The organism is Streptomyces sp. NPDC006283 (genome assembly GCF_040613325.1).
Taxonomy (GTDB): domain Bacteria; phylum Actinomycetota; class Actinomycetes; order Streptomycetales; family Streptomycetaceae; genus Streptomyces.
Window position 1 is genome coordinate 1 of record NZ_JBEXRZ010000049.1, and the last position, 14,737, is coordinate 14,737.

Consider the following 14,737-nt stretch of genomic DNA (forward strand, 5'->3'; position numbering starts at 1 on the left):
GGCGACGAGACGTTCCGCACGGCTCTCCTCAACACCGGCGTGTTCGTCGTCGCCGGTGTACCGCTGACCGTAGGGGCCAGTCTGGTCGCCGCCGAGCTCCAGCGCGCGCACGGCGTGGACCTGCGCACCGGGGTGATGGTGACCGCCCTCGAGGGCGACGCCTCGGGACGGGTGCGGGCCGCACATCTGTCGGACGGTTCCACCGTGGAGACCGACGTGGTGGTCGTCTCGCTCGGCGCCACTCGCAACACGGAATGGCTCGCGGGGTCCGGACTCGGTGCCGGCCCCCGCGGGATCGCCTGCGACGCCGGCTGCCGCGCCTTCGACATCCGCGGGATCGTGACCGACGACATCTACGTGGCCGGTGACGTCGCCCGCTCCCCACACCCCCTGTTCGGCTACCAGTTCCTGTCCCTGGAACATTGGGGCAACGCCGTCTCCCAGGCCGGGATCGCCGCGCACAACATGGTCAGCGAGAGCTCCGAGCGCCTCCCCCACATGTGGGTGCCGGCCTTCTGGTCCTCGCAGTTCGGCGTCAACATCAAGTCGGTCGGGGTCCCGTCGCTGGGGACGGAGATCCTCGTCTCGCAGGGCTCGCTCGCCAGTCACAGATTTGTCGGTGTCTACGGCTACCAGGGACGCGTCATCGGCGCGGTCGCCTTCGACCAGGCCCGCTGGCTGCAGTTCTACCAGGAGCTCATCGAGACCACGGCGCCGTTCCCGCCGCCGTTCCCGACGGTCGACCGGCGTCCGGACGGACAGCGGCCGGTGGACGCGGACTTCCCCGACCCGTCGGTCCCCACCCACGGCCCCACTGTGACCCTCAGCGGATATTCGCCGGCCGACCGCCGGATGACGTTCACTCCCGCGCACTGACCCGCACGGCCACGAGGACCCGCCATGACGCAATCCCTGCTGCACCAGATCCTGGACTACGCCAACCGCGCCAACCCTTACCCGATTTACGAAGAGCTGCGGAAGACGCCGGTCCACCACGAAGAGGACGGGCCGTACGTCGTCAGCACCTACTACGAGATCCGCAGCCTTCTGCACGATCCCCGGCTCAGCTCTGACGCCCGCAACCTCGCCTCGACCACCCACGACCCGCTGGCGGAGTCGGCCCAGGAGGAGGAGAGCGCCCTGCCGCCGAGCTTCCTGCGGCTCGACCCGCCGGAACACGACCGGCTGCGACGGATGACCAACCGGCCCTTCGGCCCGCCGCACTCACCACACCGGGTCGACGGCATGCGGGAGGAGCTCCACGGCATCGTCTCCGGCCTCATCGACGGCATCGGCGACACCGACCGGTTCGACCTGGTGGACCAGTTCTCGTATCCCTTCCCGGTGACGGTGATCTGCCGGCTGCTCGGGGTACCGCGCGAGGACGAGGCGCGTTTCCACGTCTGGGCGGACACCATCGCCGCGAGCCTGGACCCCGACCCGAGCGCGGACCCCACCGAGCGGGGCAAGGCCTCGCACGACGCCCGGATGCAGTTGGGCATGTATCTCGCCGGCCTGATCGAGGAGCGCCGCAAGAATCCGGGGGACGACATGCTCTCCGAGCTGGCCACGCTCAAGAGCGAGGACGGCACGATGACCACGATGGAACTGCTCAGCACCGCGGCGCTGTTGCTGATCGCGGGCCACGAGACCACCGTCAACCTCGTCACCAACGGCATGCTGACCCTGCTGCGCAACCCCGACGTCCTCGAGCGGCTTCGTGCCGATCCGCGGCTGGCCGTGCCCATCGTCGAGGAGCTGCTGCGCTTCGAACCGCCGGTGCAACTGGTGCCGCAGCGCACAACCCTCGCCGACATCGAGGTCCGTGGCGTCACCATTCCCAAGGGCGCCTCCCTCTGGCTGGTCCTGGCGTCCGGCAACCGCGACCCGCAGCGCTTCGAGGACCCGAACCGCTTCGACCCGGACCGCAAGGACATCCAGCACCTCGGGCTGGGCAGCGGCATCCACAGCTGCTTCGGCGCACCGCTCGCCCGGCTGGAGGCCCAGTTCGCGTTGTCGGAACTCGCCCGCAGGCTGGAGAACCCGCGTCTGCTGGAGGACCCGCCGCCGTACCGGCAGAACGCCGTGCTGCGCGGGCCGCGGCATCTGTCGATCGCCTGCGACGGGATCGGCCCCTGATCGTGGCGCGGCGGCAAGAAATCGGGCACCCAACCATTACCAGAAGGTAACTACGGCTGATTTGATATGCGGCGCCGGTCCGTCGACCGGTGGAACCCCCCACCCATGAACGGGAGATCCTGTGCCGCAGTCCGAGCTCCGCCGTGTTCCCGGCGCCGCCGTTTCCGCCGCGCTGTCCGTCGTACTCGCCGCCACCGCCCTCGCCGGCGCCGTGCCGTCCGCCGCCGCGTCGCCGAGCGCGGAGACGCCGCGCCTGAAGGTCCTCACGTACAACGCTTTCCTGTTCAGCAAGTCGCTGTACCCCAACTGGGGTCAGGACCACCGCGCCGCCGCCATCCCTGCGGCCGGCTTCTTCCGGGGCAACGACGTCGTCGTGCTGCAGGAGGCCTTCGACAACTCGTCGTCGGAAGCGCTGATACGCAATGCCGCCCCCCAGTACCCGTACCGGACGCCGGTGATGGGCCGGAGCAAGGACGGCTGGGACGCGACGGGCGGCTCGTACTCGGCCACCACACCCGAGGACGGCGGGGTGGCCGTCCTCAGCAAGTGGCCCATCGTCCGCAAGGAGCAGTACGTGTACAAGGACGCCTGCGGCGCGGACTGGTGGTCGAACAAGGGCTTCGTCTACGCAGTGCTCGACGTGAACGGCACGAAGGTGCACGTCGTCGGCACCCACGCGCAGTCCACCGACCCGGGCTGCGACGCGGGCGAGGCCGCGGAGATGCGCGGCCGTCAGTTCCGCGCGATGGACGCCTTCCTGGACGCCAAGAAGATCCCGGCTTCCGAGCAGGTCCTCGTGGCGGGCGACTTCAATGTGGACTCCCGCACACCGGAGTACGCCTCGATGCTCGCGGACGGCGGTCTGGTGGGATCCGACGCACGGACCGGCCACGCCTACTCCTTCGACACCGAGGACAACTCGATCGCGGCCGACCGCTACCCGGACGACGCCCGCGAGGATCTGGACTACGTCCTGCACCGCGCCGGGCACAGCAGGCCCGCCGGCTGGACCAATGAGGTGATCAAAGAGCAGAGCGCACCCTGGTCCGTCTCCAGTTGGGGCACCACCTACACGTACACCAATCTGTCCGACCACTATCCGGTGATTGCCTCCGGCCAGTAGGCGCAAGCCGCCGACGGCGGCCTTGTGGCTATGTCAGGGCCATGCCACATTGAGTCCGCAACTCCGGACTGGTCCAGTCCACATGCCGTCAGGCACCCCCCACACGGACTCGTACGAAGGAGAAGCCCCCCATGAGACGCACGCTCCGCGCGCGCATCTGCCTTCCCGCCCTGCTGGCCCTGACCGCCGTCGGACTCGGCTCCGGAACGGCCGGTGCTGTCGGCGCCGGCGCCGGGAACCCGAGCCCCGGCGTCGCCGCATCGCCCGCCCAGTACTCCCTGCACACCTCGCTCGCACGCGACCTCGGCGACCGTACCGCCGGCTCCTACCTCGACGCACAGAGCGGTGAACTCGTCGTCACCGTCACCGACGCGGATGCCGCCGAGGAGGTACGGGCCACCGGTGCCCGGGCCGAGCTCGTCACACGCAGCATGGCCCAACTGCAGGCCGCGGTGGACACCCTGGAGTCCAGGGCGAGGATCACCGGGACCTCCTGGGGCCTGGACCCTTCGGCGAACCAGGTCGTGATCGAGGCCGACAGCACTGTGTCCCCGGACTCCATGGCGAAGCTGAGGAGCGTCGCCGCGACGCTCGGTGACGCCGTACGCATCAAGCAGATCGCCGGAGCGTTCAAGAAGGAGGTGGCGGGCGGCGACGCGATCCACGGCGGCGGCTACCGCTGCTCCACCGCGTTCAATGTGTCCAAGGGCGCCGACCGCTACTTCCTGACCGCCGGGCACTGCACCAATGCCGCGACCAGCTGGTCCGCCGGCTCCGGCGGCCCCTCGATCGGCACACGGGAGGGCACCAGCTTCCCGACCAACGACTACGGTCTCGTCCGCTACACCGACGGGTCACTGCCCCCGGGCAGCGTGAACCTCTACAACGGCACCCACCAGGACATCACCACGGCCGCCGACGCGATCGTCGGCCAGTCGATCCACAAGAGCGGCTCCACCACCGAACTCACCAGCGGCACGGTGACCGCCGTGAACGTCACGGTGAACTACGGCGAGGGCCCGGTGCACAACCTGGTCCGCACCACCGCCTGCTCCGCAGCCGGCGACAGCGGCGGCGCGCACTTCGCCGGCTCGACGGCCCTGGGCATCCACTCAGGCAGCGCAGGCTGCACGGGCACCAGCGGATCGGCGCTCCACCAGCCGGTCAGGGAGGCGCTCGGCGCGTACGGCGTCGCCGTCTACTGACGCTTTGCCCTCACCTGAAGGCGTGCCCACCGCGGTGGGCACGCCTTCGGCGTGCCGGGCGGGCGGCGTGGTGGAGGCGGAGCCGTGATGGCGGCGCGTCAGTCGCCGTGGTCGTAGACCGTGACCGCGATGCCGCGTGCCGTCAGGCGCTCGGATATCAGCGGTTCCACTCGCGACCACTTGCCGCCTGCGAGACCGCAGCCGATGCGCGGCATGTGAACGGTGGCGCCGAGCTCCACCGCCTTGCCGGCGACGGCGGCCAATGCCTTGTCGATGGCCTCGTACCGCACGGGGGCACCGTTGCTCCCGGTCCGGATCCCGCGCTGGCCGACCATGTTGGCCACCCAGAGATACGGACCGACCTGCACGAACTGCACCGCGCCCAGCGCGAAGTCGTTGCCCGCGCGCCCCCGGTGCCAACGGCGGTACGCCGCCTCCGGCTCGGGCCAGCGGCGGGAGAGCGCGAGGACGAACCCCTTCCCCCAGCCGCCCAGGTCGTTCGTGACGTGGGCGATCACTTTGACGCCTTTGCCCTGCGGCGTGGTGGCGTCCCCCCGGACGTATCTGATCTCGAACACGGAACAACCGTACGATCCACCGCTGACAACTCGCTCCGGATATCCCCCGCGGCTTTCACAACACTGGTGAGACAGCAATACTGTTTCATCGGTGCGGTTTCAGCAGAAGGAGGGTCATGGCGACCGGAACAGAGGAGCCGATGCTCACCGTCGACGAGCTGGCCGCACGCGCCGGGGTCACCGTGCGCACCATCCGGTTCTACAGCACGCGTGGACTGCTGCCTCCGCCCGTGATCGGTCCTCGCAGGGTCGGTCACTACGGCCATGACCATGTCTCCCGGCTGGCCCTGATCGAGGAGCTCCAGCACCAGGGCATGACGCTCGCCGCGATCGAACGCTACCTGGAGCAGCTGCCACCCGACTTGAGCGCACAGGACCTCGCAATCCACCGCGCCCTGGTCGCCTCGTGGGCGCCGGAGTCGGCGGAGGAGGTGACGAAGGAGGAGCTGGAGCGCCGGGCCGGGCGCGAGCTTCTCGACCAGGACGTCGACCGGCTGGCCGCCATGGGGGTGCTGGACCGCGCCGCGAAGGACACGTTCCGGCTGGACGGCGGTCTGCTGCGGCTCGGTGTCGAGCTGCTGGACGTGCCGATCGCGCACGAGACGATCCTGGCCTCCCGCACCGTGCTGCTGGAGCATGCCCGGGCGGCCGCGCAAGACCTGAGCCGGTTGTTCCGTGACAAGGTCTGGGGCCCCTACCGCGAGCGCGAGTCGGATCCGGACCATCTGGCGGCGATGAAGTCGCTGTCCGCCCATATGCAGCCCATGGTGATCCAGGCGCTGGTGACGGCGTTTCAGCGTTCACTGCGCGAGGAGCTGCGGGCCGCGTTCGGCACAGAGACCCGGTAACCAGGTTGTCGGTGTCGCCGACCGACAGCTCCGCGCCCCACTGGTCGCCCGCCTCCGCGACACCCGGGATGCCGTCTAAATCCTGAGTCCAGTACCGCACCGGCTCCGGCTCGAGGCGGGACAGGTCGCCGCGGCCACGTAGAGGGTGATCCCGCCGCCCGGCGGCGAGCCCACGCCCGTTTCGCCGATGACGAGGCCGTCCTGCCCAGTGCCGTCCCAGTCGCCGGAGACGACGGGCCGGGCGCCGGTGGTGACCCCCGAGACGGCCAGGTCGGCCCAGGAGTCCTCGTCCTCGAGTCGGAGCAGGTCGTGCACCAGAAGGCTCTGGAGAGGCTGGGCGGCTACGGCGTGGAGGGTTTCACCGAGGAACGCCCCGCAGAGGCAACCCCACTTGACTCACGGGCGGCCCGAGGGCCTTCGGGCGCCCGCCGGTAGAGTCGGTCCCGGAACGTCGTCGCTTGGGGGGACTGATGACGGCAGAGGCTTCACTGCCCATGGTTTTCGTGCACGGCATCCGCTCCGACACGCACACGTTGCCCCAGGGACGGACGGCCGCTGCGTGCGGCGACGGGGCACCCGGATGAAACGCCTCGAAGCGGGTGGCCTCCTTGTGGGCAGGCCACCCGCTCCGACGGGATCGGTCAGGTCACGTCACGTCAGGCGTCGGTGAACACCTCGCCGCGGTCCGCCTTCCCGACGAGCAGCGCGGGCGGCTGGAACCGCTCGCCGTAGCGCTCGGCCAGTTCGCGGGCGCGGGCCACGAAGCCGGGCAGGCCGCCCTCGTAGCCGTTGATGTACTGGAGGGCGCCGCCCGTCCAGGCCGGGAAGCCGATGCCCATGATGGAACCGATGTTGGCGTCGGCGACCGAGGTGAGGACGTTCTCCTCGAGGCAGCGGACCGTGTCGAGCGCCTCGGAGAAGAGCATCCGCTCCTTCATGTCTTCGAAGGGAACGTCCGCGTCGGCGCGTGTGAAGTGCTCGCGCAGGCCCGGCCACAGTCCGGCGCGCTTGCCCTCCTCGTCGTAGTCGTAGAAGCCCGCGCCGCCGCTGCGGCCGGGGCGGCCGAACTCGTCCACCATCCGGTCGATCACCGTGTCCGCGGGGTGGCCGGCCCAGGTGCCGCCCGCCTCCTCGACCGCCCGCCTGGTCTCGTTGCGGATCTTTCGCGGCAGGGTGAGCGTCAGCTCGTCCATCAGGGAGAGCACCTTCGCCGGGTAGCCGGCCTGGGCGGCCGCCTGCTCGACGGAGACGGCGTCGACGCCCTCGCCGACCATCGCCACGCCCTCGTTGATGAACTGGCCGATGACCCGGGAGGTGAAGAAGCCGCGGGAGTCGTTGACCACGATCGGCGTCTTGTTGATCTGCCTGACCAGGTCGAAGGCGCGGGCCAGCGCCGTCTCGCCGGTGCGCTCCCCCTTGATGATCTCCACCAGCGGCATCTTGTCGACGGGCGAGAAGAAGTGCAGCCCGACGAAGTCGTCCGGCCGCGAGACCCCTTCGGCGAGGACGGTGATGGGGAGCGTGGAGGTGTTGGAGCAGAGGAGCGCGTCGGGCTCGACGACGTCCTGGATCTCCTGGAAGACCTTGTGCTTGAGCGCGGTGTCCTCGAAGACCGCCTCGATCACGGCGTCGCAGCCGGCGAGGTCGGCGGCGTCCGAGGTCGGGGTGATCCGGGCCAGCAGCGCGTCGGCCTTCTCCTGGGTGGTGCGGCCCCGCGACACCGCCTTGGCGCACAGCTTCTCCGAGTAGCCCTTGCCCTTGGCCGCGGCCTCGGCGGTGACGTCTTTCAGGACGACGTCGATCCCGGCGCGGGCGCAGGAGTAGGCGATGCCGGCGCCCATCATGCCGGCGCCGAGAACGGCGACCTTGCGCACGGGCCGCGGCTCGACGCCTTCCGGGCGGCTGCGGCCGGCGTTGACGGCCTGCAGGTCGAAGAAGAAGGCCTGCATCATGTTCTTGGCGATCGCGCCGGTGACCAGCTCGGTGAAGTAGCGGGCCTCGATGACCTGCGCGGTCTCGAAGTCGACCTGCGAGCCCTCGACGGCCGCCGCGAGGATGTTGCGCGGCGCGGGATAGGGCGCACCGGCAGTCTGCTTGCGCAGGTTGGCGGGGAACGCGGGCAGGTTGGCGGCGAACTTCGGGCTGGACGGGGTGCCGCCGGGAATCCTGTAGCCCTTGGCGTCCCAGGGCTGCTGCGACTCAGGGTTGGCGTCGATGAAGGCGCGGGCCTTCGCGAGCATCTCGTCCTTTGTCGCGGCGACTTCGTGGATCAGGCCGTTCTCCAGCGCCCGCGCCGGGCTGTACTGGGTGCCCTGCAGCAGCACCTTCAGCAGGGCGTCGGCGATGCCCATGAGCCGTACGGTGCGGGTGACGCCGCCGCCGGCCGGGAGCAGGCCGAGGGTGACCTCGGGCAGGCCGATCTTGGAGCCGGGCGCGTCGAGCGCGATGCGGTGGTGGCAGGCGAGGGCGATCTCGTAACCGCCGCCGAGGGCGGCGCCGTTGATGGCGGCGACAACGGGCTTGCCGATGGTCTCGATCCGGCGCAGGGCACGCTTGATGCCCATGCCCGCGTCGAAGACGAACTGCGCGTCGTCGGGCCCTGCCTGGATCATCTCCTTGAGGTCGCCGCCCGCGAAGAAGGTCTTTTTCGCGGAGGTGAAGATGATGCCGCGGATGGAGTCCTGCTCGGCCTCCACCCGGTCGGCGACGGCCGCGATCGAGGCCTTGAAGGCCTGGTTCATCGTGTTCGCGGACTGGTTCGGGTCGTCGAGGACGAGGGTGACGACGCCGGTCTCGTCCTGTTCCCAGCGGATGGTGGTGGGCTCGCTCATGGTGGTGGGTGCTCCGTAAGGCGGAAGAGGACGGGGGTCAGAGACGCTCGACGACGGTGGCGATGCCCATTCCGCCGCCCACGCACAGGGTGGCGAGGCCGTAGCGCTTGTCCTGGCGCTCCAGTTCGTCGATGAGGGTTCCGAGGATCATCGCTCCGGTCGCGCCGAGCGGGTGGCCCAGGGCGATCGCGCCGCCGTTGACGTTGACCTTGTCGAGGGACAGGCCCATGTCCTGCGCGAAGCGCAGCACGACGCCGGCGAAGGCCTCGTTGATCTCGACGAGGTCGATGTCGTCGATGGTCAGCCCGGCCTTGGCGAGTGCCTTGCGGGTGGCGGGCGCGGGGCCGGTGAGCATGATGGTCGGCTCGGAGCCGGAGACGGCGGCGGAGACGATACGGGCACGCGGGGTCAGACCGTGGCGCTCGCCGACCTCCTTGGAGCCGATGGCGACGAGGGCCGCGCCGTCGACGATGCCGGAGGAGTTGCCCGCGTGGTGGACGTGGTCGATCTTCTCGACCCAGTGGTACTTCTGCAGGGCGACGGCGTCGAAGCCGCCGAGTTCGCCGATGCCCGCGAAGGACGGCTTGAGGGCGGCGAGGGAGTCGGCGGTGGTGCCGGGCCGCATGTGCTCGTCATGGTCGAGGACGACCAGGCCGTTGCGGTCGCGGACCGGGACGACCGAGCGGTCGAAGCAGCCGTCCTTCCATGCGGCGGCCGCCCGCTCCTGCGACAGCGCCGCGTACTCGTCGACGTCGCGGCGCGACCAGCCGCCGAGGGTGGCGATCAGGTCGGCGCCGATGCCCTGCGGGACGAAGTTGGTGTCGAAGTTGGTCATCGGGTCGGCGAACCAGGCGCCGCCGTCCGAGGCCATCGGCACGCGGGACATCGACTCCACACCGCCGGCGAGGACCAAGTCCTCCCAGCCGGACCGGACCTTCATGGCGGCCATGTTGACCGCCTCGAGACCCGAGGCGCAGAAGCGGTTCTCCTGGACGCCGGCGACGGTGTCGGGCAGCCCGGCCGCGATGGCGGCGATCCGGGCGATGTCGGAGCCCTGGTCACCGACGGGGCCGACGACGCCCAGCACGATGTCGTCGATCGCGGCGGGGTCGAGGCTGGGGAAACGGGCCTGGAGCTCGTGGATCAGTCCGACGACGAGGTCGATCGGCTTGGTGCCGTGCAGGGCGCCGTTTGCCTTCCCGCGCCCGCGCGGGGTGCGGATCGCGTCGTACACGTAAGCTTCGGTGCTCACTGTCTGGAGCCTTTCATGAGGGTGTGCCGTGCGGGACGGTGTGGATGGGGTCAGCCGAGCAGGGAGCGGCCGATGATCTCCTTCATGATCTCCGTCGTGCCGCCGTAGATCGTTTGGATGCGGCCGTCCGTGAAGGCCCTGGCGACGGGGTACTCGCTCATGTAGCCGTATCCGCCGTGCAGTTGCAGGCAGCGGTCCGCCGCGCGCTTCTGCAGCTCGGTCGCCCACCACTTGGCCATCGAGGCGTGCACGGCGTCGAGTTCGCCGTTCGCGTGGTCCTCGATGCAGCGGTCGAGGAAGGCGCGGGTGACGGCGCACTCGGTGGCGAGCTCCGCGATCTCGAAGCGGACGTGCTGGAGCTTCGCCAGCGGCCGTCCGAAGGCCTCCCGCTCCTTGACGTACCGGGTGGTGATCTCCAGCAGGTGCTCGGCGGCGGCGATCCCGGAGACGGCGATCGCCATGCGTTCCTGCGCGAGGTTGGTCATGAGGTGGATGAAGGCGCCGTTCAACTCGCCCAGGAGATTGGCCTTGGGTACCAGCACGTCGTGGAAGAACAGCTCGGCGGTGTCCTGGGACTTCTGGCCGATCTTCTCCAGGTTGCGGCCGCGTTCGAAGCCCTCCATGCCGCGTTCGACGACGAGGAGCGACAGACCGTGCGCGCCTCCCTCGGGTGTCGTCTTCGCCACGACGATCACCAGGTCGGCGAGGATGCCGTTGGAGATGAAGGTCTTGGACCCGTTGAGGACCCAGTGGTCGCCCCGGTCCTCGGCGGTGGTGCGTATGCCCTGGAGGTCGGAGCCGGCGCCCGGCTCGGTCATCGCGATGGCGGTGACGGTCTCGCCGCTGCAGAAGCCCGGCAGCCAGCGGCGCTTCTGCTCGTCGGTGGCGAGCGATGTGAGGTACGGGCCGATGATGTCGTTGTGCAGGCCGATGGCGAGACCGGCCGCGCCCGCGCGCGTGAACTCCTCGTGGAGCACGGCGGCGTACCGGAAGTCGGCATTGCCGCCGCCTCCGTACTCCTCCGGCACGGCGAGGCCGAGCAGGCCTTGGCGGCCTGCCGCGAGCCAGGCGTCGCGGCTGACGATGCCGTCCTTCTCCCACTGCTCGTAGTGGGGCAGCACCTCCTTGGTGAGGAAGGTGCGGACGGTCTCGCGGAATGCCTCGTGCTCGGCGGTGAAGATGCGGCGCTTCAACGGTCCTCCCGGGACTCGTGGGACTCGTGGGGCTGGATGCTCCGCACGTCCCAGTCGCGGGCGACGTCCGCGGTGTCCGCGCCGGGCAGGGCCGGCCGTCGGGTCACGGCGGCCGGGGTGGCGGAGAAGCGGGGTGCCGGCGCGGGCTGGGTGATGCCGCCGTGGTCGACGAAGGTCTCCCGGGCGGCGAGGTGCGGGTGGGCGGGGGCTTCACGCAGCGAGAGCACCGGGGCGACGCAGGCGTCGGACCCCTCGAATACCTCGGTCCACTCGGCGCGGGTGCGCGTCCTGAACCTGGCGGCGACCGCGTCGCGCAGTTCGTCCCAGCGGTCGAAGTCCTTGCGGGCCGGGATCTCGTCCTTGATCCCGAGCAGCTCGACGAACTGGTCGTAGAACTGCTGCTCCAGCGCACCGACGGCCATGTACTCGCCGTCGGCCGTCTCGTAGCTGCCGTAGAAGGGACAGCCGCCGTCGAGCAGGTTGGCACCACGCCGGTCCTGCCAGCCGCCGGCCGCCATCATGCCGTGGATCATCGTGGCGAGGTGCGCGGCGCCGTCGACGATGGCCGCGTCCACGACCTGTCCGCCGCCGCCCTCGCCGCGGGCGTGCTGGAGTGCCGCGAGTACACCGATGACGAGGTAGAGCGAGCCGCCCGCGTAGTCGCCCACCAGGTTGGCGGGGGCGACGGGCGGCTCGTCGGCCCTGCCGATCATGGAGAGGGTGCCGGTGAGGGCGATGTAGCCGATGTCGTGGCCGGCGCGCGGGGCGAGCGGGCCTTCCTGGCCCCAGCCGGTCATCCGCCCGTAGACGAGACGCGGATTGCGGGCGAGGCACACGTCGGGACCGACCCCGAGGCGCTCCGCGACCCCGGGCCGGTAGCCCTCGATGAGCACGTCGGCACGCTCGACCAGATCGAGGACCTGACGGGGCCCTTCGTCGGACTTGAGGTCGATCAGCACGGACCGCTTGTTGCGGTTGGTGAGGTCGTACGCCGGATCGATGGCCAGCCCCGCGCCGCCGGGGCGGTCGACCCTCACGACGTCGGCGCCGAGGTCGCCGAGGAGCATCGCGGCGAACGGGCCCGGCCCGATGCCCGCCAGCTCCACGACGCGCACCCCGGCCAGTGGGCCGTTCCCTGACAGTGACATCCAGCCCCCAGCGGCTTTGGCACGACTGCTTTGACACAACTGATGTAACACCAGTGATGGTAAGAACGTGTTCCACCGGACACAAGGGTTTCGGGCGAGCGAGCGCTTAGATCCTCCAACACCGCCGCCGCCGAGCGCGGCACCCCGCGCTTCAACGGTGCGTGTCACCGTCACCGGGCACCGTCACCGATGGGGCCGTCACTCACCGAGGGGGACCGTCACCGATGGGGGACGGATCTTCTGCGCGGCACGTTCGCGCGCTAGGGTCTGTCCGGCCTTGATCCGCCGGACAGGCCCTGACCTCGCCGTCGACGTCGGCGTGGTGCCGGGGCGCTCCCCTGCGGACGGCCCTGACGGCGGAGGAACCATTGAACAGCCAGAACGGGACGGATCGCGCACAGCGCCCGTATGACATCGTGCTCTTCGGAGCGACAGGATTCGTCGGGGCGCTGACGGCCGAGTATCTCGCCCGGCACGCGCCCGCCGACTGCCGCTGGGCCGTCGGGGGGCGCAACCGGCAGAAGCTCGAGCATCTGCGGGAGCAGCTCGCGGTCGTCAACCCCGCATGCGCTGCCCTGCCCCTGATCGAAGCGGACGCGGCCGACACGGAGTCGCTGCGGGAACTCGCGGCGTCCGCACGCGTCGTCGCCACGACGGTCGGCCCCTACGTCTGGTACGGCGAGGCTCTGGTCGCCGCGTGCGCGGAGGCCGGCACGGACTACGCGGATCTGACCGGCGAGCCCGAGTTCGTGGATTCGATGTACGTACGGCATGACGCGCGGGCCCGCGAGACCGGGGCGCGGATCGTCCACGCCTGCGGATTCGACTCGGTCCCTCACGATCTCGGCGTGTACTTCACCGTGCGGCAGCTGCCCGAGGGTGTGCCGCTCTCGATCGACGGCTTCGTCCGCTCCAACGCGATGTTCTCCGGCGGCACGATGGCCTCCGCGCTCACCGCCATGGGCCGGGGCCGTCAGTCGCTGGCCGCGGCGCGGGAACGCCGCCTGCACGAGCCGCGCCTCGTCGGCCGCCGGGCGCGCGCACCCCTCGGCGGGCCCCGCTTCAGCCGGGAGACCGGGGCGTGGGCGCTGCCCCTGCCGACGATCGACCCGCAGATCGTGGCCCGCTCCGCCCGCGCGCTCGAGCGCTACGGCCCCGACTTCCGCTACCGCCACTACGCGGCGGTCAAGAGTCTGCCCATGGCGCTCGGCGGCCCGGCCGCCGTGGGCGTGGGCTTCGGCCTGGCTCAGATCCCGGCGGCCCGGCGGTGGCTGATGGACCGTTACGCCCCGGGCGACGGGCCGAGCGCCAAGCGCCGCGCCCGGAGCTGGTTCTCGGTCCGTTTCGTGGGCGAGGGCGGCGGCCGTCGCGTCTTCACCGAGGTGAAGGGCGGGGACCCGGGCTACGACGAGACGGCGAAGATCCTTGCCGAGTCGGCGCTGTGCCTGGCGCACGACTCCCTGCCGAAGACGTCCGGGCAGGTGACGACGGCGGTGGCGATGGGTGACGCGCTGCTGACACGCCTGGACGCGGCGGGCATCACGTTCCGGGTGGCGCACGAACGATAGGGGGCGGGGGCGGGTGACCGCCCCGCCCTCCGCTGTACCGATGTGCGGCTCCTCCGCGTGACGGCGTAGGGCCCCAGGGCCCCCGGTACCGCCCTGCGGCCGGGTCCGCGAACGCCGGACCGGCTGACAGGGTCAGCCGCCCGACGCCTCCCGCAGCGCGCGTCGGCACAGGGCGTCCGCGCGGCGCGTCGTCTCCGGGATGCGGAAGTTCCGTGCCAGCCACAGCGCATGCGTGCAGGCGGCGTCCAGCGTCACGCGGTGGCCCGCCGAGACGAAGACCGGCTTCACGCCCCCCTGCGTGCGCAGCGCCCTCCCGACCTCCTCGCCGTCGTCGGCGACGAGTGGTGCGAAGTCGCCTCGCTCGTCGCCGAGTCCGTCGTAGCTGAAGACGAACGGGTTCTTGGCCACGCCGATCACGGGCAGCCCCGTCAGAACGCCCAGATGGCTGGCGAGCCCGAACCGGCGGGGGTGCGCCCGTCCGTAGCCGTCGCAGACGACGAGGCCGGGGCCGGCCGTGAGGGACTCGAGGGCCGCCAGCACCGTCGGGATCTCCCGGAAGGCCAGCAGGCCGGGCACGTAAGGGAAGGTGATCCGGCCGATCGCCGTCGCCTCTTCGACGACCTGCAGAGTCGCGGCGTCCAGGACGACGGCCGCCGCCGCGACGACATCGCGTTCGTCGTCGTACGCCACGTCCACGCCGGTCACGAGACCGCTGCCGGGCGGCGGGCCCGGCTCGTCCAGGACGACACGCTCGCGCAGTTCGTCCTGGACGGCCAGAGCGGCTTCTTCGTTCGCGGGCCAGTCGGCGGGCGCTTCGACGATCTTCATGGTGCACCCAGCCTACGACCCGTA

Annotated in this window: 13 protein-coding genes; 6 read left to right on the top strand and 7 right to left on the bottom strand. The window is 70.7% G+C overall.

Features of this window, described 5'->3' with window-relative positions; all coding sequences use genetic code 11:
- The 4 genes from ABZ070_RS13290 to ABZ070_RS13305 all read left to right on the top strand — a co-directional run.
- Positions 1-876 (top strand): FAD-dependent oxidoreductase (locus tag ABZ070_RS13290; protein WP_356633109.1); only part of this gene is annotated, 876 nt, incomplete at its 5' end.
- Between the two features lie 24 nt (positions 877-900).
- Positions 901-2,139: a cytochrome P450 gene (locus tag ABZ070_RS13295; protein ID WP_356633111.1), complete on the top strand. Its 1,239-nt coding sequence runs from the start codon at positions 901-903 to the stop codon at positions 2,137-2,139.
- A 121-nt stretch (positions 2,140-2,260) separates the two neighbouring features.
- A complete protein-coding gene (gene sph / locus ABZ070_RS13300; protein ID WP_356633113.1) occupies positions 2,261-3,262 on the top strand; it encodes a sphingomyelin phosphodiesterase in 1,002 nt (333 codons plus the stop codon).
- A 131-nt stretch (positions 3,263-3,393) separates the two neighbouring features.
- Positions 3,394-4,467, top strand: a complete 1,074-nt coding sequence (locus ABZ070_RS13305) for a S1 family peptidase (RefSeq protein ID WP_356633115.1) — start codon at positions 3,394-3,396, stop codon at positions 4,465-4,467.
- Between the two features lie 98 nt (positions 4,468-4,565).
- Here the strand turns inward: ABZ070_RS13305 and ABZ070_RS13310 are convergent, their stop codons facing one another.
- On the bottom strand, positions 4,566-5,045 hold the full coding sequence (locus ABZ070_RS13310; protein WP_356633116.1) for a macro domain-containing protein: 480 nt from the start codon (positions 5,043-5,045) through the stop codon (positions 4,566-4,568).
- Between the two features lie 116 nt (positions 5,046-5,161).
- Between ABZ070_RS13310 and ABZ070_RS13315 the strand changes: the two genes are divergently transcribed.
- On the top strand, positions 5,162-5,893 hold the full coding sequence (locus tag ABZ070_RS13315; protein WP_356633118.1) for a MerR family transcriptional regulator: 732 nt from the start codon (positions 5,162-5,164) through the stop codon (positions 5,891-5,893).
- A 75-nt stretch (positions 5,894-5,968) separates the two neighbouring features.
- Here ABZ070_RS13315 and ABZ070_RS13320 read toward each other — a convergent pair whose 3' ends face one another.
- The 5 genes from ABZ070_RS13320 to ABZ070_RS13340 form a co-directional block, all read right to left on the bottom strand.
- Positions 5,969-6,208, bottom strand: coding sequence for a hypothetical protein (locus tag ABZ070_RS13320; protein ID WP_356633120.1), 240 nt, complete (start codon positions 6,206-6,208; stop codon positions 5,969-5,971).
- Positions 6,209-6,549: 341 nt separating this feature from the next.
- A complete protein-coding gene (locus ABZ070_RS13325; protein WP_356633122.1) occupies positions 6,550-8,724 on the bottom strand; it encodes a 3-hydroxyacyl-CoA dehydrogenase NAD-binding domain-containing protein in 2,175 nt (724 codons plus the stop codon).
- Between the two features lie 37 nt (positions 8,725-8,761).
- Positions 8,762-9,976, bottom strand: coding sequence for an acetyl-CoA C-acetyltransferase (locus ABZ070_RS13330; RefSeq protein WP_356633124.1), 1,215 nt, complete (start codon positions 9,974-9,976; stop codon positions 8,762-8,764).
- Positions 9,977-10,026: 50 nt separating this feature from the next.
- On the bottom strand, positions 10,027-11,169 hold the full coding sequence (locus tag ABZ070_RS13335) for an acyl-CoA dehydrogenase family protein (RefSeq protein WP_356633126.1): 1,143 nt from the start codon (positions 11,167-11,169) through the stop codon (positions 10,027-10,029).
- Positions 11,166-12,317, bottom strand: a complete 1,152-nt coding sequence (locus tag ABZ070_RS13340; RefSeq protein WP_356633128.1) for a CaiB/BaiF CoA-transferase family protein — start codon at positions 12,315-12,317, stop codon at positions 11,166-11,168. Before ABZ070_RS13340 ends, ABZ070_RS13335 begins: the two co-directional genes overlap by 4 nt.
- 368 nt (positions 12,318-12,685) lie before the next feature.
- Between ABZ070_RS13340 and ABZ070_RS13345 the strand changes: the two genes are divergently transcribed.
- Positions 12,686-13,885, top strand: a complete 1,200-nt coding sequence (locus ABZ070_RS13345; protein ID WP_356633130.1) for a saccharopine dehydrogenase NADP-binding domain-containing protein — start codon at positions 12,686-12,688, stop codon at positions 13,883-13,885.
- Positions 13,886-14,017: 132 nt separating this feature from the next.
- Here ABZ070_RS13345 and ABZ070_RS13350 read toward each other — a convergent pair whose 3' ends face one another.
- Positions 14,018-14,713, bottom strand: coding sequence for an endonuclease V (locus tag ABZ070_RS13350; RefSeq protein ID WP_356633132.1), 696 nt, complete (start codon positions 14,711-14,713; stop codon positions 14,018-14,020).
- Positions 14,714-14,737 lie beyond the last annotated feature (24 nt).

What these genes read in the sequence shown, in the direction of transcription:
- ABZ070_RS13295 (WP_356633111.1), top strand. Translation starts at nt 901, where the DNA reads ATGACGCAATCCCTGCTGCACCAGATCCTGGACTACGCCAACCGCGCC.
- ABZ070_RS13325 (WP_356633122.1), bottom strand. Translation starts at nt 8,724, where the DNA reads ATGAGCGAGCCCACCACCATCCGCTGGGAACAGGACGAGACCGGCGTC.
- ABZ070_RS13305 (WP_356633115.1), top strand. Translation starts at nt 3,394, where the DNA reads ATGAGACGCACGCTCCGCGCGCGCATCTGCCTTCCCGCCCTGCTGGCC.
- ABZ070_RS13350 (WP_356633132.1), bottom strand. Translation starts at nt 14,713, where the DNA reads ATGAAGATCGTCGAAGCGCCCGCCGACTGGCCCGCGAACGAAGAAGCC.
- ABZ070_RS13315 (WP_356633118.1), top strand. Translation starts at nt 5,162, where the DNA reads ATGGCGACCGGAACAGAGGAGCCGATGCTCACCGTCGACGAGCTGGCC.
- ABZ070_RS13340 (WP_356633128.1), bottom strand. Translation starts at nt 12,317, where the DNA reads ATGTCACTGTCAGGGAACGGCCCACTGGCCGGGGTGCGCGTCGTGGAG.